The sequence below is a fragment of the Salegentibacter maritimus genome (genome assembly GCF_016236975.1).
GTDB lineage: Bacteria > Bacteroidota > Bacteroidia > Flavobacteriales > Flavobacteriaceae > Salegentibacter > Salegentibacter maritimus.
This window is the reverse complement of sequence record NZ_JAEHNY010000006.1, coordinates 139,989-157,823: the sequence shown is the minus strand read 5'-3', so window position 1 is coordinate 157,823 and position 17,835 is coordinate 139,989. Positions and strand designations below refer to the sequence as shown.

General features: G+C 36.8%; 17 protein-coding genes and 2 tRNA genes. 10 read left to right on the top strand and 9 right to left on the bottom strand.

What is annotated here, in order from left to right; translation table 11 throughout:
- Positions 1-72 precede the first annotated feature (72 nt).
- A complete protein-coding gene (locus tag I6U50_RS08330; RefSeq protein WP_198638496.1) occupies positions 73-774 on the top strand; it encodes a peptidoglycan DD-metalloendopeptidase family protein in 702 nt (233 codons plus the stop codon).
- Here the strand turns inward: I6U50_RS08330 and I6U50_RS08325 are convergent, their stop codons facing one another.
- The 7 genes from I6U50_RS08325 to I6U50_RS08295 form a co-directional block, all read right to left on the bottom strand.
- Entirely contained in the window at positions 775-1,251 is a 477-nt protein-coding gene (locus tag I6U50_RS08325; protein ID WP_198638495.1) for a DUF4199 domain-containing protein, read from the bottom strand.
- A gap of 126 nt (positions 1,252-1,377) precedes the next feature.
- Positions 1,378-4,734: a preprotein translocase subunit SecA gene (gene secA, locus I6U50_RS08320; RefSeq protein WP_193711098.1), complete on the bottom strand. Its 3,357-nt coding sequence runs from the start codon at positions 4,732-4,734 to the stop codon at positions 1,378-1,380.
- Between the two features lie 88 nt (positions 4,735-4,822).
- On the bottom strand, positions 4,823-5,044 hold the full coding sequence (locus I6U50_RS08315; RefSeq protein ID WP_013070580.1) for a DUF2795 domain-containing protein: 222 nt from the start codon (positions 5,042-5,044) through the stop codon (positions 4,823-4,825).
- 240 nt (positions 5,045-5,284) lie between these two features.
- Complete coding sequence (locus tag I6U50_RS08310) at positions 5,285-5,857, bottom strand: cob(I)yrinic acid a,c-diamide adenosyltransferase (RefSeq protein WP_193711097.1); 573 nt, start codon at positions 5,855-5,857, stop codon at positions 5,285-5,287.
- Positions 5,858-6,349: 492 nt separating this feature from the next.
- The gene (locus tag I6U50_RS08305) at positions 6,350-7,129 is read right to left on the bottom strand and encodes a hypothetical protein (protein ID WP_198638494.1); all 780 of its coding nucleotides are present in this window, start codon (positions 7,127-7,129) and stop codon (positions 6,350-6,352) included.
- Between the two features lie 181 nt (positions 7,130-7,310).
- Positions 7,311-8,816 (bottom strand): OmpP1/FadL family transporter, encoded by a 1,506-nt coding sequence (locus tag I6U50_RS08300; protein ID WP_198638493.1) that lies wholly within the window; start codon positions 8,814-8,816, stop codon positions 7,311-7,313.
- 223 nt (positions 8,817-9,039) lie between these two features.
- Positions 9,040-10,110, bottom strand: a complete 1,071-nt coding sequence (locus I6U50_RS08295; protein WP_198638492.1) for a hypothetical protein — start codon at positions 10,108-10,110, stop codon at positions 9,040-9,042.
- A 109-nt stretch (positions 10,111-10,219) separates the two neighbouring features.
- Between I6U50_RS08295 and proS the strand changes: the two genes are divergently transcribed.
- The 4 genes from proS to rpsT all read left to right on the top strand — a co-directional run bounded on the left by proS (position 10,220) and on the right by rpsT (position 12,264).
- Positions 10,220-11,698, top strand: coding sequence for a proline--tRNA ligase (gene proS / locus I6U50_RS08290; RefSeq protein WP_193711093.1), 1,479 nt, complete (start codon positions 10,220-10,222; stop codon positions 11,696-11,698).
- Positions 11,699-11,775: 77 nt separating this feature from the next.
- Positions 11,776-11,847 (top strand) — tRNA-Glu (locus I6U50_RS08285).
- Positions 11,848-11,913: 66 nt separating this feature from the next.
- Positions 11,914-11,985: transfer RNA gene (locus tag I6U50_RS08280), tRNA-Glu, on the top strand.
- Between the two features lie 30 nt (positions 11,986-12,015).
- Positions 12,016-12,264, top strand: coding sequence for a 30S ribosomal protein S20 (gene rpsT, locus I6U50_RS08275; protein ID WP_193711092.1), 249 nt, complete (start codon positions 12,016-12,018; stop codon positions 12,262-12,264).
- 106 nt (positions 12,265-12,370) lie between these two features.
- Here the strand turns inward: rpsT and I6U50_RS08270 are convergent, their stop codons facing one another.
- A complete protein-coding gene (locus I6U50_RS08270) occupies positions 12,371-13,285 on the bottom strand; it encodes a glutaminase (RefSeq protein ID WP_193711091.1) in 915 nt (304 codons plus the stop codon).
- 2 nt (positions 13,286-13,287) lie between these two features.
- Complete coding sequence (gene pepE, locus I6U50_RS08265; RefSeq protein ID WP_198627583.1) at positions 13,288-13,995, bottom strand: dipeptidase PepE; 708 nt, start codon at positions 13,993-13,995, stop codon at positions 13,288-13,290.
- A gap of 143 nt (positions 13,996-14,138) precedes the next feature.
- Between pepE and I6U50_RS08260 the strand changes: the two genes are divergently transcribed.
- The 5 genes from I6U50_RS08260 (at position 14,139) to I6U50_RS08240 (ending at position 17,813) form a co-directional block, all read left to right on the top strand.
- A complete protein-coding gene (locus I6U50_RS08260) occupies positions 14,139-14,936 on the top strand; it encodes a peptidase associated/transthyretin-like domain-containing protein (protein WP_198638491.1) in 798 nt (265 codons plus the stop codon).
- Positions 14,937-15,218: 282 nt separating this feature from the next.
- Positions 15,219-15,755, top strand: coding sequence for a hypothetical protein (locus tag I6U50_RS08255; protein WP_198638490.1), 537 nt, complete (start codon positions 15,219-15,221; stop codon positions 15,753-15,755).
- Positions 15,756-16,502, top strand: coding sequence for a hypothetical protein (locus tag I6U50_RS08250; RefSeq protein WP_198638489.1), 747 nt, complete (start codon positions 15,756-15,758; stop codon positions 16,500-16,502).
- A 13-nt stretch (positions 16,503-16,515) separates the two neighbouring features.
- A complete protein-coding gene (locus I6U50_RS08245; RefSeq protein ID WP_198638488.1) occupies positions 16,516-17,283 on the top strand; it encodes a carboxypeptidase-like regulatory domain-containing protein in 768 nt (255 codons plus the stop codon).
- 26 nt (positions 17,284-17,309) lie between these two features.
- The gene (locus I6U50_RS08240; RefSeq protein ID WP_198638487.1) at positions 17,310-17,813 is read left to right on the top strand and encodes a DUF6702 family protein; all 504 of its coding nucleotides are present in this window, start codon (positions 17,310-17,312) and stop codon (positions 17,811-17,813) included.
- The last annotated feature ends 22 nt before the right edge of the window (positions 17,814-17,835 follow it).

The window sequence follows — 17,835 nt, the reverse complement described above, 5'->3', positions numbered from 1 at the left end:
GCAAAGTTTAATTTTAGCGATTCTAAAAAAGTAGCTCTCGATTATCGAGAAAACTGGTTTGAAAAATCGCTTATGGAAAGCCTTAATTTTTCTGAATTTTTGTCGCAGCTCACTTCAGGGTTTACCCAGGTTTTGGATGTGAATTTAAAAGAAGAAGATTATATAGTTATTGATTTATCTGAAAATAATATAGAGCTCGGGAAAGTAGATGTTTCTTCTTCCCGGGCTTTCTCTAATTATATAGCCGAGTACTTAAATAGCTTCGGAAAAAAAGTGGCTTTTGGTGGTTATTCTGAGGTTAGGAAGCTTTATAGAAGGAGTGAACTTTTTACCGCTTCAGAAGATGAAGATTCTAATAGGAATATTCATTTAGGTTTAGACTTTTGGGCCAATGCCCATACCGATGTATTAGCGGTTTTGGATGGTAAAATTCATAGTTTTAACGATAATAGCAACTTTGGCGATTATGGTCCCACAATAATTATAGAACATAGTTTTCAGGAAAAGAAATTCTATTCACTTTACGGTCATTTAAGTAGGGCCTCGTTAGAGAACCTAAAACCCGAAATGCCTATTAAAAAGGGTGAGAAAATAGGGGAGTTGGGAACTGCCGAAGAAAATGGTGATTATGCCCCACATTTACATTTTCAGATTATTGAAGATTTGGATGAAAAAATAGGTGATTTTCCGGGGGTAACTTCAAGAAAAGACCTGGATTTTTATTTGCAAAATTGTCCAGATCCAAATTATCTGATTAAATTAAGAAAGGTTTAATTATTTTCTTTTTACAAAAAGAGCAACAATAGCCGCCGTTACCACGCCAAACATTAAGGCTCCTGCAATAGATTGCACTATATAAGAACTTAAATTAAAATAGGCGGCAGCATCTTCAGCTTGCATAGTATTTCTTGCTACGCTGTTTTCTATGGCATTGTTAAAATAATCTGGAGAAATAAGGTAGTGGGTAATAAGCTGGCCAATAGGAGAGAGCAGGGCAATAATAATACTTAAAATAACGCCGGAAACAAAACCTTGTTGCCAACTCATTTTCCCGCCGAAAAAATTCTTTCTTTTATCGTACATGGTGAAAAAGTAAATTGCGATTGCAATTAAACCGAAGAAATTGGTATAAATAGGGTGTTTGGAAATTAGCATATCGTGCCATCCCATTAGTTTTTCAAAATACATCCAGACTAAAGAAATTAAAAAGAAGATTATGCCCCATTTTATTTCTATTTGGTAGTTTTTCATTTTTCTATTTGTTGAATTGTTTAGAAAGCTAATTTATTCAAAAATAACGTGTAAAAAAGAAAGAGCCGTCTATATCCTTCAGTATTTAGAAGTTATAGACAGCTCTTTTATATTGTTGAATCCAAGTTATTGATTTACAAGCACCCAATCTCCTTTTTCTATAAGCGGAATGGCTTGCTTATATTTTAAGGTTTTATTTTCACCACTCATAACATTTTTGATAGTCACCTTGTCATTACGACCAATTTTAGGTTGGTTTCTTGTAATGGTCTCGGTTACCTGCGGTCTGGGTTGTTGGGTGTTTCCTGCAGCCCTGCTTTGAGCGGCCCTTTCATCCATATTAGGAATTTCTTCCTTTTGGGTTTCTACTTTTTCTTTTTTTCGTTGTCTTGCTTCGTGAATGTTAGAAACATTTCCTTCTGGAATTTCACCTTTAAAGAGGAATGAAATCACATCCCTATTTACCTGATCAAGCATCGCTTTAAACAATTCAAAAGCTTCAAACTTATAGATTAGTAAAGGATCTTTTTGTTCGTGAACGGCCAATTGAACACTTTGTTTCAATTCGTCCATTTTGCGAAGGTGTGTTTTCCAGGCATCATCAATTATGGCAAGACTTATATTCTTTTCAAAATCTTTTACTAATTGAATGCCTTCAGTTTCATATGCTTTTTCAAGATTAGTAACTACCTGTAAGGTTTTTTGCCCATCTGAAAATGGAACCGAAATTCTTTCAAAGTTGTTACTTTCATCTTCATAAACCTGCTTAATTACCGGGAATGCCCTGGAGGCACTGTGTTTCATTTTCTCTTCGTAATGCTTATATGCTTCTTTATAAACAATTCCGGCAATTTTTTGAACGCCCATTTTTTCGAATTCTTCTTCCGAAATCGGGGCACTCATAGAAAAGTAGCGAATTAGTTCGAATTCAAAATTCTTGTAATCCTGGGCTACTTTGTTGTTTTCGGTAATAGCTTCAGAAGTATCAAAGATCATATTAGCGATATCTACCTTGAGCCTGTCGCCAAATAGTGCGTGGTATCTACGTTTGTAAATCACCTCACGTTGCGCATTCATCACATCGTCATATTCAAGCAAACGCTTTCTTATTCCGAAGTTATTTTCTTCTACTTTTTTCTGGGCGCGTTCAATAGATTTGGAGATCATGGAATGTTGAATTACTTCTCCTTCTTCCAGTCCCATTTTATCCATTAATTTGGCAATCCTTTCTGAACCAAATAGACGCATTAGGTTATCTTCCAGAGACACATAAAACTGAGAGCTTCCAGGGTCTCCCTGCCTACCGGCACGACCTCTTAACTGGCGGTCTACACGACGTGAATCGTGTCGTTCGGTACCTACAATAGCCAAACCACCGGCTTCTTTTACTTCTTTGCTAAGTTTAATATCGGTACCACGACCGGCCATATTTGTAGCGATAGTTACAATACCAGATTTGCCGGCTTCAGCAACAATATCGGCTTCTCGTTTGTGTAGTTTTGCGTTAAGTACATTGTGGGGTACATTTCTCAATTTCAGCATTCTTGATAGTAATTCTGAAATCTCAACCGAAGTGGTACCAATAAGCACAGGTCTTCCCGCATTAGAAAGATCGGTAACATGGTCTATAACCGCGTTGTATTTTTCACGTTTGGTTTTATAAACTAAATCGTCTTTATCATTTCTTGCAATGGGGCGGTTGGTTGGAATTTCTACCACATCCAGCTTATAAATTTCCCAGAACTCTCCAGCTTCCGTTACAGCAGTACCGGTCATCCCCGATAACTTACTGTACATTCTAAAATAATTCTGAAGGGTTACGGTTGCAAAAGTTTGGGTGGCATCTTCAATCTTTACATTTTCCTTTGCTTCAATTGCCTGGTGTAAGCCATCGCTATAACGACGCCCGTCCATAATACGACCGGTTTGCTCGTCTACAATTTTTACTTTGTTGTCTATCACCACATATTCGTCATCTTTTTCGAATAGGGTGTAAGCTTTAAGCAATTGTCTTAAGGTATGGATGCGTTCACTCTTTACGCTATAATCTCTAAATAATTCTTCTTTTTTCTGGGCCTCTTCTTCTTTTGAAAGTCCTTCTTTTTCAATTTTGGCAATCTCCATTCCCATTTCGGGCAATACAAAGAAATCGGCATCTCCGTCTGCAGAAAGAAACTCTATTCCTTTATCGGTAAGGTCTATTTGGTTGTTTTTCTCTTCAATGGTAAAATAAAGATCGGCATCTACTTTAGGCATTTCCCGGTTGTTATCCTGCATATAGTGATTTTCGGTCTTTTGCAGCAGTTGCTTAATACCTTCTTCACTAAGGAATTTAATAAGAGCCTTGTTCTTTGGAAGTCCGCGGTAAACCCGTAGCAGTAGAAAAGCACCATCTTTAGTATTGCCTTCTTTTATAAGCTTTTTAGCTTCGGCAAAGACTTTTGTAAGGTGTTTACGTTGTAATTCTACAATATTGGAAATTGCAGGTTTTAACTCGTTAAATTCGTGAACATCTCCTTTTGGAATAGGTCCGGAAATAATAAGTGGGGTACGGGCATCATCAATTAATACAGAATCTACCTCATCTACAATAGCGAAGTTATGCGGGCGCTGTACCAAATCGTCTGGAGCGTGAGACATATTATCGCGTAGGTAATCAAAACCAAATTCGTTGTTGGTACCGTAAGTAATATCGGCATTATAGGCTTTTCTTCTAGCTGCAGAGTTTGGTCTGTGATAATCTATACAATCTACACTTAACCCATGAAATTGAAAAATAGGGGCCATCCAGGCGCTATCCCTTTTTGCCAGGTAATCGTTAACAGTAACAAGGTGCACTCCGTTTCCGGTTAAGGCATTAAGGTACATTGGTAATGTTGCTACAAGGGTTTTACCTTCACCGGTTTGCATTTCGGCAATTTTACCCTGGTGCATGGCTACACCACCAATTAGCTGTACATCATAATGAATCATATCCCAGGTTACCGGTTTACCGGCAGCATCCCAGGAATTGTTCCAAATTGCATGATCTCCCTCAAGATTTACATAATCTTTTTCGGCAGAGATTTCACGATCATATTCAGATGCTACAACCTTGATTTGTTTGTTATGGAAAAAACGTTTAGCCGTTTCTTTTACAGTAGCAAAAGCTTCAGGAAGTATTTCGTTTAGAACCCCTTCTGATATTTCATGAGACTTTGCTTTAAGGGCATCTATCTCAGCATAAATATCTTCTTTCCTGGTAATATCTTCACTGGCATCAGCCTCGGCCTCCAGTTCTTCAATTTGTTTTTTGGTATCTTTTAAAGCTTCAGCGATTTTTGCTTTAAAACCGGTAGTTTTTGCTCTAAGTTCGTCTATCGATAAAGCTTCAAAGTCTCCTTCAAGCGCTTTTATCTTGTTGACTATGGGTTGTATTTCTTTGACGTCTTTTTTTGATTTATCGCCAACAAATACTTTTAATACAGAATTTAAAAAACTCATAATAGTTTTTGTTTAATACGGGGTTCAAATGTACGCAAAAAAAAAGCCTCACTTTGGAGACTTTTTTCTATTTTTTGCGTGTTATTATTTAATATTCATCCTCATTCCAAAGATAATCATCATCGGTAGGATAATCAGGCCAAATTTCCTCAATAGAATCATACGAGTCGCCTTCATCTTCAATTGCCTGCAGGTTTTCAACTACTTCCAGGGGAGCACCTGTTCTAATCGCATAATCAATTAACTCGTCTTTAGTTGCTGGCCAGGGTGCGTCACTTAAATAGGATGCTAATTCTAATGTCCAATACATGGGTTGATCAGGTTTATTATTTTTGCAAAAATAAATTTTTTGTGGTAATAGCCAAGAAAAAAATCTATTATTTAATCAATAATATTAAGAACTTACGCAAAAATTATAAAATTTTCTAGATGATTGGAATTTAAATGCTCTAAAACCTGTAGCGAAATTGAAAATTTATTTCCTGAAAAGCTATAATAGGGCATTTTATCAGATAGTTTATATAATTATTGCAAGAGCCTGGGTTGGGTATTATGATTTTTCTGGAATCCATTTTACCTCTTCGGCCTGTAATCTTTTAGACAACATTCGTGCCAGTACAAATAGGTAGTCAGAAAGTCTATTTAGATATTGTAATACGGCTTCGTCAAAAGCTTCAATTTCGTATAAAGCGGTGGCAAGACGCTCGGCGCGACGGCAAACACAACGTGCTATGTGACAGAATGACACGCTTTGGTGGCCTCCTGGAAGGATGAAGTGGGTCATTTCCGGAAGGTCTTCATTCATTTTATCCATTTCTTTCTCCAGAAGTTCAATGTCTTCGTTAGAAATTTTTGGAATGTTTAAACGATCTTTTCCATTCTTTAATTTTTGTTTTTCGGGATCGGTGGCTAAAGTAGAGCCAATGGTAAAAAGTCTATCCTGAATTCTGCTTAATATGTTCGCTGTATGCGCTCCGGTATCCTGGTCGCGAATAAGACCAATGTGAGAGTTTAGCTCGTCTACTGTGCCATAGCTTTCTATGCGAATATGATGTTTTGGAACTCTTGTGCCTCCAAACAATGCGGTAGTACCTTTATCGCCGGTTTTTGTATAAATTTTCATATAATTCTTTGCTAATACTTAGTTGATTGCCAAAGGTACAAAATGAAGAATTAAGCAAATTATTGCTTTAGGTATTGGTTTCTGATTTCTCCTCATTTCTACGAGCAAAATACCGCTTTCTGAAATTTCGGTTTTTACGTGCTTTTCGGTTCTTTTTGGCTCGGCGGGAATTCCAGATAAAATAAACAAGAAATACCGCTATAAGCGCGAAGTAAATCCAGGTTTCCTGGTCAAACTCAAACATGATAGGCTATTAATTTTTTACAAGATAAGAATTTCTAATTCTTTTCGTGATTAAAACAGAGAAATAGAAGGGATATTTAAAACAAAACTTCTGAAAAATAACAAAGTCTGGCCTGCAATTTTGCAAGACAGACTTTGTTTAAGATTTAGTGGAAAATGAGATTTCATGCTCTTAGATATCTCTCGAACTTTAAATACTTTATTGTATAATTTCTTGTGGGCTTATAGCCAGGGTATTTACCCAAATTTCTAATCTTGTGTAGAGGTGGTAACCTGAGGTCCAATGCCGCTAAGGCTTTGATTGTATATCCATACTTCCTGTAAAGCCCCCTTGCTAATATCCATCCATTCCTGCACGAAAGAATCAAAGGAACCTGAACCGTGAACTTCATTGAATTTTTCTTTTAACCTTTGGTCTTTTCCCAGCCAGGCAAAATCATCAAAAAAATAGACCACCGATAAATCCTGACCAGATTGGGTAGAAGAGAATTCATTGGTATAAATTCCAAATGGGGTTTCAGGAGATTTCTCTTTTAATACTTTTGTTACTTTTTCTAATTTAGATAGCATAGCGTCATACTTTCCTCTTTCAATATCCCAAATGGTAACCCTAAGTTTGCTCATTTCAAAGTTTGTAGGGAAATTGGAGAAATTGCTATGAAACCTCCAGTAAGTCACCTCATCTTCGTTTTCCATATAAGGAACTACGTTGGTGTCCCAATCTTCATCATGTGCATCCTGGTTGGGGTTAGGTTCATCTAAATCACTCCAGGTCATGGGGCCTATTACGGCCATATAATCGTAGGCGTTTTGACCGTTCATAATATTGAAAATTCGTACCCCCATAGCACCTTCGGCATGAAATTGCTCGTTGTGGTTTTTCATCCCTTCTGAAAACTCTTTTGCTTTATCGCTTTTGGCTGAAAAAATTGTAGTTCCTACAATAAGGTATTCCTCATTGTTGCTGTCCTGATTTTGGGAGATTACTAAAAAAGGAATTAGCATCATCCAGTAAAAAATTGATTTCATAAGCTGTTTATTTAAGTGTTAATAATGCAGCTATGATAGAGGAGGCAATTATAAATAGGTTTTCTAAGTTACTGAAAAATAGTTTAATATGTGTGCTGCTTTTTTGTTTTTTTTAATTTGCAAGCATAAAAAAACGCCCAAAAGGACGTTTTTAAATTTTAATTTTCGTTCTTGTATTTATTTATAACCCGAAACTTAAAGATAGAACCACGTTAGTGAAATCTCTATCTATTTTTGCTGAGTTTGTTAAGCCTCTTTCATAAAGTCTTGGGTTTTCTTCGTATTGGGCGTTGGTGTAGGCCAGGTCTATTTTTATATTTCCAAAATCATACCCAAGTCCTCCTGAATATCCGGTAAGGTCGCCCATAGTAGTTTCATTTGAATAAGGGCTTTGCTCAAAGCGGTAACCGCCTCTTAAGCTCCAATTATTAATTCTGTATTCTCCACCCAACCTAAAAGTAGAAGTTGCCTGAAGCTCTTCTGAAATAAGATCGTTTTGAAATTCGAATTCGGGATCGCTGGTAGGTCTAAACTCAGTTGCTGAGTAATCTTTGTATGAGTAATCAAAACTAATTAAGCCTTTGGTACCAAATATTACCGCAAGGCTTCCCGTTAATTTTCCGGGAGTTTTTAAGGTGTAATCCGGATATATGTTTAAAACGTTTGGATCTACAATTACACGTTCATTTGCATTATTGTTGGTTTCAAGGTACTGTGTGGTTTCTTCAGTAATATTAAACCAGGTAGGGGAATGGTAAGAAGCTCCAACTCTAAATCTTTGGCTAAGTTTAGCAATGGCACCCAATTGAAAAGAAAAACCATTTCCAATTGTACTTAAATTATTATTAAATTGTACCTCATTTGTGGCGCTTCCGGCATTATCATTGCTTTCCCTAAACCTGGTAGAGCGATCGTAATTTAAAAAATGGGTATTAAGGTTTGCGCCCAAGTAAAGAAAGTCTTGAAATTGCGTTGCAACATTAAAAGAGAATTTTCCATTTAACCCGGTAGCCACGTTTCGGTATTCCTGGTTAAAATTTCCCGGGCTTATAAAAGAATTATAAGAAGTGTTTTCGGGAGAATTATTAGCATGGTCAATAACATAGCCCTGGTATCCTAAAAAAGCTTGTTGGGCACTAAAATCGTAGTTTTCTCCAAGGTAGGCGTATAGGTCTGAAATACTTTCGTCTTCTCTGGTTTGAAGCAAATCTAAAGGAACTCCTTCTGCATGACTTAAAAAGTAGCTATCTATAGAATTTTGACTAACTCCGGTGGCTATATAGGCATCATCAAAATTATTTGTTTGCTCATAATTTACACTTAGACTAAATTTTTTCCAGGGGCTGTTAGTTCGAGTGTCAAAAATAAGTACACCACCAGCCTGGTTAAAATTGATATCTGAATTTTCATTCGAAGTAGTCGTACCAAAATAATCTACTTTTTTATCAGAATTTTGGTGTGCTAACGTTATGGTTCCAAAAGAATTTAAAAACACAGCAGAACCGGCCGGGTTTACCGAAATAGCCGATAAATCACCGCCAAGAGCACCAAAAGCACCACTCATAGCCCTAAATCTGGCGGTTCCATTTAATTCTTCAGAGCTATACCTGTATGCATCGGTAATGTTTTGAGCGCTGGCAATTCCTGCAATGAACAATACGCCCAGCGTTAAGAATATCTTTTTCATAAATGTCTTTTAATCCCTAATTTAAGGGGTGTTTGCTTAAATTAATTCGATACTTTTTGGAAAACAGTTTCTTAAAAAACCTTACAACCAGAAGCCGTAAGGTTAATTTTAATTGTTTATAACTCGATAATCGAATTTTAATTGCGCTTTAGCTTATCTCTAATTCAAAAACTTTATGTTGTAAGCTTTCTGGCTTTCTACAAATATTTTAAACAAGTTCTAATTATCCTCTACCACCACCTCTGGAAGATGATGAGCGACCTCCGCCAGAACTTCTGGTACCTGAACTTCTTGAGCTGCTTGAGCTACTTCTCACTGTACCACTACTCCTGGACGATCGTGAAGATGATCTATTGTAAGTACTGGGCCTTGAGCTTCGGCTTGATCTATTTATAGATGAGCTTCTCCTGGTAGAGGAAGAGTTAACTCTTGCCGGTTCGCTTCTTCTGTTAGAACGTGTGTAAACCCTGGAATTGTTAGAGCTACTTCTTGTATAACTTCTATCAGAATTTTGATTGCTTCTTATATTCCTTATGCTTCTGGAGTAAGAAGATTCATTGCTTCTTACATTAGATATATTACTCCTTCTATTAGAACTATAGTCTGAATAGCTGGCTCTTCTGCCAGTATTGTAAGCTACATCCCTATAATAGTTACGATGGCTATAATAAGGGTTATGTATATAACCCGGGCCCCAGTAGCCTGTGTGAAACCAACTATAACCATATCTAAACCCAAACGAGTGTCCCCATCTCCAGTGCGGGCCAAAGCCTGCACCCCAATAACCGGGACCATAGAAAGGATCCCAATAATATGGGGTGTTCCAGTATCCTCCAAAACCATAGCCGTATCCAAAACGGTTCCATCTCCAGGGATTATAAAATCCACCATAAAAACCATTATTGTATATATTTATGGTGTATTGGTCTGGATCTTCGCCCCAGGGAGCACGACCTGTATTATACCCCTGATTGTTTTCATAATAAATTTCGTCTTCACCGGTTTCTGTAGAAGAATAAGAATCTACATCGGTAAAAACTATATCATCGGCCATTTGGCCATAAAATTCAGATTTTTCTGAAAAAAGGTTTTTGTAGTAAGTGTTTCCCTGATCCTGATTATTATTAGCATATTGCGATGATTCATCAGAAGTTGTTTGCCGCTGGTTAGAATCACCATATATTCCGTCTTCGTAACCAGAATATTGGTAGGAACCACAAGATGCTAACAATAGCAAGAATGCTGGAGCAATAAAAAGAATTGCTTTTCTAGGTAAGTTGTAATTGCGTATCATTAGCCAAGTATTTTATTGTTGAACATTGCAAAAATAGTTAGTTTTGCGCTAACTAAAACTGCATTTATCTTGTGTTTGTAAAATACAAGATTTATGCCAAATCCATAGAATGAGTAAAAAGTTAAGTAAAAGAAGCGAAGATTATTCAAAATGGTATAATGAATTGGTTGTAAAAGCCGATTTAGCTGAGAATTCAGCAGTACGAGGTTGTATGGTTATTAAACCTTATGGTTTTGCTATTTGGGAAAAGATGCAGGCAGAGCTTGATAAGATGTTTAAAGAGACTGGTCATCAAAATGCATATTTTCCACTATTTGTGCCCAAACATCTTTTTGAGGCAGAAGAAAAGAATGCTGAAGGTTTTGCCAAAGAATGTGCGGTTGTTACGCATTACAGGTTAAAGACCAATCCTGAAGATAAAACTAAATTAATAGTAGATCCCGAAGCTAAACTGGAAGAAGAACTGGTAGTGAGACCAACCTCTGAAGCCATTATATGGAATACTTATAAAAACTGGATTCAATCATATAGAGATTTACCCATAAAAATTAACCAATGGGCAAATGTGGTTCGTTGGGAAATGCGTACGCGTTTATTTTTAAGAACTTCAGAGTTTCTTTGGCAGGAAGGACATACTGCCCATGCAACCAAACAGGAAGCCTTGGAAGAGACAGAATTAATGAATAATATTTATGCAGAATTTGCCGAAAAATTTATGGCAATGCCGGTAATTAAGGGTGTTAAAACCGAAGCGGAACGTTTTGCCGGTGCGGTAGATACTTATTGTATTGAAGCAATGATGCAGGATGGGAAAGCACTGCAGGCAGGTACTTCTCACTTTTTAGGACAGAATTTTGCCAAAGCCTTTGATGTAAAGTTTACTTCAAAAGAAGGTAAGCTTGAAAATGTATGGGCTACTTCCTGGGGCGTTTCTACGCGTTTAATGGGAGCACTTATAATGACACATAGTGATGATAATGGTTTGGTGCTTCCACCAAAATTAGCACCTACTCAGGTGGTAATCGTTCCTATTTATAAAGGAGAGGAACAACTGCAGGAAATTTCTAAAGTGGCTAATAAACTTGCCGATGAGCTTAAAGAGGCCGGAATTTCGGTTAAATATGATGATAGGGATACACAAAAGCCGGGCTGGAAGTTTGCGCAATACGAATTACAGGGTGTTCCGGTTAGATTGGCAATTGGCCCCAAAGATATTGAGAAAGGAAGTGTAGAACTGGCAAGAAGGGATACACTCACCAAAGAGTTTGTAAATCAAACTGAAGTGGTGGAGAAGGTGAAGCATTTAATGGTAGAAATGCAGGAAGCCCTTTTTGAAAAAGCAAATAATTTTAGAAACGAGCACATCACAGAAGTGAATTCTTTTGATGAATTTAAAAAAGTTTTAAAAAATAAAGGCGGATTTATTTCGGCACATTGGGACGGAACTACAGAGACAGAAAACAAAATTAAGGGGCTTACCAAAGCTACAATTCGCTGTATACCATTTGGTTCCGTAAAAGAGTCTGGAAACTGCGTGCTTACTGGTAAACCTTCAGAACAAAGAGTGCTTTTTGCAAAAGCATATTAATTTTTAAAATTTTTTTGTTCAACACTTGTGGCATTGAAAAATAGTTGTATTTTTGCATCCGCATTGAAACAAAAAATGGTCCGTTCGTCTAGGGGTTAGGACGCCAGGTTTTCATCCTGGTAACAGGGGTTCGATTCCCCTACGGACTACAAAAGAACACAAGTTTTAGTTTTGTGTTTTTAAAGTCCTGAAAAGGCAATTTGAAATAAATTAATGGTCCGTTCGTCTAGGGGTTAGGACGCCAGGTTTTCATCCTGGTAACAGGGGTTCGATTCCCCTACGGACTACTTAAAAAAAATAATTAAAGCAATTTTGTAATGGCAAATCATAAGTCAGCATTGAAGAGGATTCGTAGCAATGAGACCAAGCGTCTTAGAAACCGCTACCAGCATAAAACTACCAGAAATGCAATTAAGAAGTTGAAGGAGTCTGGAAAGGAAGAAGCTGAAGCTTTGTTGCCTTCTGTTATCTCGATGGTAGATAAATTGGCGAAGAAAAATATTATACACGACAATAAAGCTGCGAACTTAAAATCGCAACTTACAAAGCACGTAGCCGCGCTTTAATAAGAATTACAGTGTTCAATTATAAAAAAAATGCTTCCTAAATTTTTAGGAAGCATTTTTTTATTGGTACCGCTAAAGGGTATAATAACCCGAGATAGTTTACTGCCTAAAATACTGAAAGCCCGGTTAAGGTAGTTAAGCGTTCCAAAGCTTTCATTCCTAATTCAGAATTTCCTTTTTCATTTAGAATAGGGCTCCAAACAGCAACCGAATACTGGTCTGGGTGTATAGCTACAATACCACCACCAACACCACTTTTTCCAGGTAGTCCAACTTCAAAACTAAACTCTCCGGCTTCATCGTAAAAGCCACAGGTTTGCATTAAAGAATTAATCCTTTTAACTGTAGTAGGGGTTAAAATTTCTTCTTGGGTACCTAAAATTTTTCCTTTGTTGGCAAAAATCATAAAAGCCTGAGATAACTGTTTACAAGACATGGCCAAAGAACATAGGTGAAAATAAAAATCAACTATGGGCTCTACCTCACATTTAATGTTGCCAAGTGCTTTCATATAATTTACCAGGGCAACATTCCTATAGCCGGTAGATCTTTCTGATGCTGCAATATTATGGTCAAAGTTAATGCTGTCGTCATTTGTAATCTTTCGAACAAAATCTAGTAATTCTTGTTTGGGATCCTCCAGTTGATCTACTAAAATATCTGAAATTACCAGCGCACCGGCATTAATAAACGGATTTCGGGGAACACCGCTTTCATATTCCAGCTGACTAAGGGAATTAAACGGATCTCCAGAAGGTTCTACATCTACCCTGTCCCAAAGATCTTCGCCCATAAGCCGCATGGCCATAGAAAGACTAAAAACCTTTGCGATACTCTGAATGGAAAAAAGCTCTTCACTATCTCCAAAACTATAATGTTGACAATCTCCGCAATACACATGCATACCAAATTTCCTTGGGTCTATCTTGGCAAGTTCCGGGATGTAAGACGCCACTTTACCGGAAACATCCCGGTAACTTAATTCATTATTAATGGTCTCTAATATTTTGGGATAATCCATAACTAATTTAATTCGCTTAGGTCGCTGTTTGTTTCTATTTCGTAAGGTACTTTTTCTGTCTTAAAAATACGGGCACTTAACCTACCTTTTAACTCAATTTTATTATCTGAAACCAGTAACCAACTACCTTCTCTTAACCCAATTACAGGCTGTGTATTTATCTTGTGAAACTCTTTAATTCTTGTTTCACGTGTTTCACCTTTGTGTGTAGAGTTTTTATCTGGGTCTAAGTAGTGCGGATTAATATTAAAAGGTACTATGCCCAAAGTTTTAAAACTTGGTGGGTAAACTATAGGCATATCGTTAGTGGTTTGCATTGTTAGCCCGGCGATATTTGTACCCGCACTGGTTCCCATATAAGCCGCACCATTTTGAACACTTTCTTTTAATGGCTGCATTAATTTGTGGCGGTAAAGTTCTGAAACCAGTAAAAACGTGTTACCGCCACCAGTAAAAATGCCTTTAGCATTAAGGATGGTTTCCTGCATATTTGTAAATTCATGAATTCCACGTAATTTAATTCCTGCTTTTTTAAAAGCTTTGGCCGCTAGTTGGGTGTATTCGTCATGAGATACTCCCCCGGGCCTGGCAAATGGGATAAAAATTACTTCTTCTACTTCTTTAAAAAATAGTTTTATTTCTGGAATTAGGTATTCCAGGTATTCCTCATTGTGTAAGGTAGAGGTACTTGCTAATAATGCTTTACTCATTGTTTAAGCTGTTTTTAGATGCTAGTATAGGATTTACAAGGTTTAAAATTAGATTAATTAGGGTTTTTAACAAAAGTTTACAAGCAGGTTTGCTGGTTTTAAGAAGTAAGAATTGTTACTTTATTAACAGGAAATTTACCACTATGATAAAGAATGCGTTTTATATTGCTTTTATTTTGTTTAATTGTGTCTTGTTTGCGCAAGATCAGGACAGAATTGTGATTAACGGGAAAATTATTGTTCCTGAAAATGATTCTCCCGAGGGAATGACTATTTTTAATCAAAGCACCTCCCGTGGAACCATAGCAAACTCTAATGGCGAGTTTAAATTACAGGTAGCTTTACAGGATACCGTTGTGTTTTCTGCCATACAATTTAAAAGCTTTAAAGTAGTGGTAGAGGAAGGGGTTATAAATTCGGGCGAAATGAATGTGTTTCTCACTGAAAATATAACCGAATTGCCCGAAATACGCTTGTCTAATAACGAACTCTCTGGAGATATTAGGGTAGATGTAGCTCGAATAGAAGTCGAAGATCCCGATGTACCCCAGTATTCTGCAGCCGATTTGGAAGCTATGAATGTTAGAAGACAGCCCGATTCCTTAATGGGGCCGGGAAGAAACGATGCACTGGCAGCCAGTAATACCCGACTGGTAAACGGACTTAACTTTGTGAATGTTTTTAAATTGCTTGTTGGTGCCGAAGTAGAGAACAATCCGTTTACGAAACGCGAGTTAGATGAGAAATTACGCGATCTATATGATGATGAGTTTTTTAAGGCCAATCTAAATATTGAACGGGACAGGATTAATGATTTTATCTACTATGTTACCGATCACGGATTGGATCAGGAATTATTGGAGGATGGGAATGAACTTAACCTCATTGAATTTTTAATAAAAAAAAGTGAAGAATATAAGGCTTTTCACGCACGTGATTAACTTTTAATAACCGCATCAATCAATAAAAACTTATCATCAACATCAACAAATGAAATATCTTTTACCAATCTTAAGCTTTTGCTGCATTTTTACCGTAGGTGCGCAGGAAACCACACTTGTTACCGGTAAATTAAAGCCGATAGTATTGAAGCGCCCATTCATATTATAAATGTAACCCTGGAAAAAGGAACGCTGAGCGATAAATCAGGGAATTTTACCATTGAAGCTAAAGAAAAGGATTTACTGCTTTTTTCTTCAGTACAATTTCAGCAAAAAGAAGTTGTGATTACTTCTCAAATACTAAATCAAAAAACTTTAAAAGTTGAACTATTACCGGCACTAACCGAGTTAGAACAGGTAAGGCTTCATAATTTAAGCGGAAATCTTAAACAGGATATTGCCAATATTGAAGTTATTGATATGCCTATTATTAAAGTACCACCGGCCCCACGCAGCCTAAAACCCAGAGGAACCCCAAATGCAGCTTTTAATGCCAGCCAAGCTCAGGCACCGGGTGGAGCTAATATTTTAGGCCTGGTGGGTTTAGTTATTGGGAAGCCTAATTTTGGTTCGTTGGGCAAATCTGTGGCTCCCCAAAAAAAGGGAGAAAGAGAAATAGTGAACAGTTTACGTCATAGGTTTGATGATTACTTTTTTACCAATCATTTGAAAATTGATGCCGAACATATCATGATTTTCCTCACCTATGTTTTTGATAATGGTTTTCGGGAAAACTTACTAAAAGAAGAACACGCTCTGGAACTGGTAGTGTTTTTAGAGAATAAAAGCGAAGCTTATCGCAAATTTATTGCTGATTAAATGAGAAAAAGCTTTTTTCTTATTCCTCTACTGTTTGCTTCTTCTCAATTATTTTCTCAGGAAAGAATAATTTTAAAAGGAAAGATCCTGGCCGATTCTATTGAAGCGCCCATTCATATTATAAATGTTAAAGCAGAAAAAGGAATAGTTACCGATGCAAATGCTGTGTTTGCAATAGAGGTGAAGGAGCAGGATCTTTTATTGTTTTCTTCAGTGCAATTTCAAAAAAAAGAAATATTGGTTACTCCAGAAATTTTAGAATCCGGAGTTTTGGAAGTCGAATTGAAAAAAGAGCTTACCGAATTAGAGGAGGTGAGGTTACATGAATTTAGTGGAAATCTCTCTAAAGATATTGAAGGCATTGAAACTTTTGACCCAAGAATTATTGGTTTTGTACTTTCAGATAAAGAACCTCTAATTATAGAAGAGCGAAAACTCTTTGCAATTACCAGGCCTGATGATCCTGTGGGAACACTCTACGGAATTATTTCAGGCCAAAAGAAAATGTATGAAAAAGCTATTAAAAACTCTAAGTTAAGCGCCCTTGTTTCTAAAGCCAGGGAATTGATGCCAGATGAATTTTATACTGAAACCCTTAAATTAAAGGAAATCAAAATCATGGATTTTCTCTACTACTGCAGCCAAAAACCAAATTTTAAGGAATTAGTCAACAAAAATGATCCATTAATTTTAATGGAATTCGTTAAAGGAATGATCTTTGAATATAATGAATTTACCCAGGATTAATTTAATAATTCTATTGGCGAATCTGCTAATTTTCAGTGAAGGCTTTTCGCAGGAGAAAGAGATATTATCCGGTCAAATTATTACTGAAGAACCTCTAAATTCACCGGTGCACATCATAAATATTAGTCGAAAAAAAGGAGGGATAAGTGAACTTTCAGGGCGTTTTTCAGTAGAAGTCAGTGTAGGCGATACTTTAGTCTTTTCTTCGGTTCAATATAAAAAGGAAAGGATTGTAGTAAGTCTTGAAAAACTTCAGCAAAACAATTTCACCATTAAACTCGTCGAAGATCTTACTGAATTAGAGGAAGTGAAACTTCATAAGCTCTCGGGAAACCTGGCCAAAGATATTTCAGGAATTGAAACCTTTAATAAGTTCGATTTAAATGCGCCTATGGCGAGGAAGCCGCCGCCGTCTCAGGTAGATAGGCAATTATTCACCGCTACTACTGGGGCGGGAGGATCTAGACTTAGTGTTTTAGGTGTGTTAACCGGAACAATTGCATTAGACCCTATTATAAATGGTATTAGTGGTAGAACAGCTCATCTAAAGGCGCGAAAAGAAAAATATGAATTCAGGTCCGTGGTTGAAAAAGCAGTGTATCTTATTTCTGAAGAAACCTTTATAACCGACTTTAAAATTCCGGAAAGTGAAATAATGAATTTTGCGTATTATTGTGCCGAGAATTATGATCTAAAGGTTCTACTAAATAATCCTCTAGAACTATACGAGTTTTTTCAATCTAAAGCTGCAGAATATAAGGCACTGAAGGTTTTGGATTGAAATTTGCAACCTAACTGGAAAAAATAATGAGAAAAATAAGCCTAATTTTGGCCAGCTTTTTTTTGCTTTCAGGTTTCAAATCTGGGGCCCATGAGTTTTATCTAAGCGTTACCGAGATTGAATATAATAGGCAACAGCAAAGCCTTCAAATTATTACCCGGGTTTTTATAGACGATTTTCAGAATGTTTTAAACCAACGCTATGGCGCAAAGCTTCAGCTTTCAGAAGAAGCAGAAGAAGGTGCAATTGCCGGGAATATTTCAAAATATCTTCAGCAAAAATTAAAGCTTCGGGTACATGGCGAAGAACTTCAGCTAAATTATTTGGGAAAAGAATACGATGCCGATCAATTGATACTATATATTGAAGTTGAAAATGTTACTCCTTTCAATAATATTGAAGTAACCAATAGCATATTAACAGATTTATTTGATGAACAAAAAAATATAGTACACGTAAAAGTGAACGATAAAACTAAAAGTTTACTGCTTATGCGACAGCAAGAAACTGAAAAACTTAGTTTTCCTTAAATTACCGCAAAAGCCTAGAAAT

Bases quoted from the DNA above. Each gene is read 5' to 3' on its own strand.
- I6U50_RS08330 (WP_198638496.1), top strand. From the start codon at position 73: ATGGAAAGCCTTAATTTTTCTGAATTTTTGTCGCAGCTCACTTCAGGG.
- I6U50_RS08325 (WP_198638495.1), bottom strand. From the start codon at position 1,251: ATGAAAAACTACCAAATAGAAATAAAATGGGGCATAATCTTCTTTTTA.
- secA (WP_193711098.1), bottom strand. From the start codon at position 4,734: ATGAGTTTTTTAAATTCTGTATTAAAAGTATTTGTTGGCGATAAATCA.
- I6U50_RS08315 (WP_013070580.1), bottom strand. From the start codon at position 5,044: ATGTATTGGACATTAGAATTAGCATCCTATTTAAGTGACGCACCCTGG.
- I6U50_RS08310 (WP_193711097.1), bottom strand. From the start codon at position 5,857: ATGAAAATTTATACAAAAACCGGCGATAAAGGTACTACCGCATTGTTT.
- I6U50_RS08305 (WP_198638494.1), bottom strand. From the start codon at position 7,129: ATGAAATCAATTTTTTACTGGATGATGCTAATTCCTTTTTTAGTAATC.
- I6U50_RS08300 (WP_198638493.1), bottom strand. From the start codon at position 8,816: ATGAAAAAGATATTCTTAACGCTGGGCGTATTGTTCATTGCAGGAATT.
- I6U50_RS08295 (WP_198638492.1), bottom strand. From the start codon at position 10,110: ATGATACGCAATTACAACTTACCTAGAAAAGCAATTCTTTTTATTGCT.
- proS (WP_193711093.1), top strand. From the start codon at position 10,220: ATGAGTAAAAAGTTAAGTAAAAGAAGCGAAGATTATTCAAAATGGTAT.
- rpsT (WP_193711092.1), top strand. From the start codon at position 12,016: ATGGCAAATCATAAGTCAGCATTGAAGAGGATTCGTAGCAATGAGACC.
- I6U50_RS08270 (WP_193711091.1), bottom strand. From the start codon at position 13,285: ATGGATTATCCCAAAATATTAGAGACCATTAATAATGAATTAAGTTAC.
- pepE (WP_198627583.1), bottom strand. From the start codon at position 13,995: ATGAGTAAAGCATTATTAGCAAGTACCTCTACCTTACACAATGAGGAA.
- I6U50_RS08260 (WP_198638491.1), top strand. From the start codon at position 14,139: ATGATAAAGAATGCGTTTTATATTGCTTTTATTTTGTTTAATTGTGTC.
- I6U50_RS08250 (WP_198638489.1), top strand. From the start codon at position 15,756: ATGAGAAAAAGCTTTTTTCTTATTCCTCTACTGTTTGCTTCTTCTCAA.
- I6U50_RS08240 (WP_198638487.1), top strand. From the start codon at position 17,310: ATGAGAAAAATAAGCCTAATTTTGGCCAGCTTTTTTTTGCTTTCAGGT.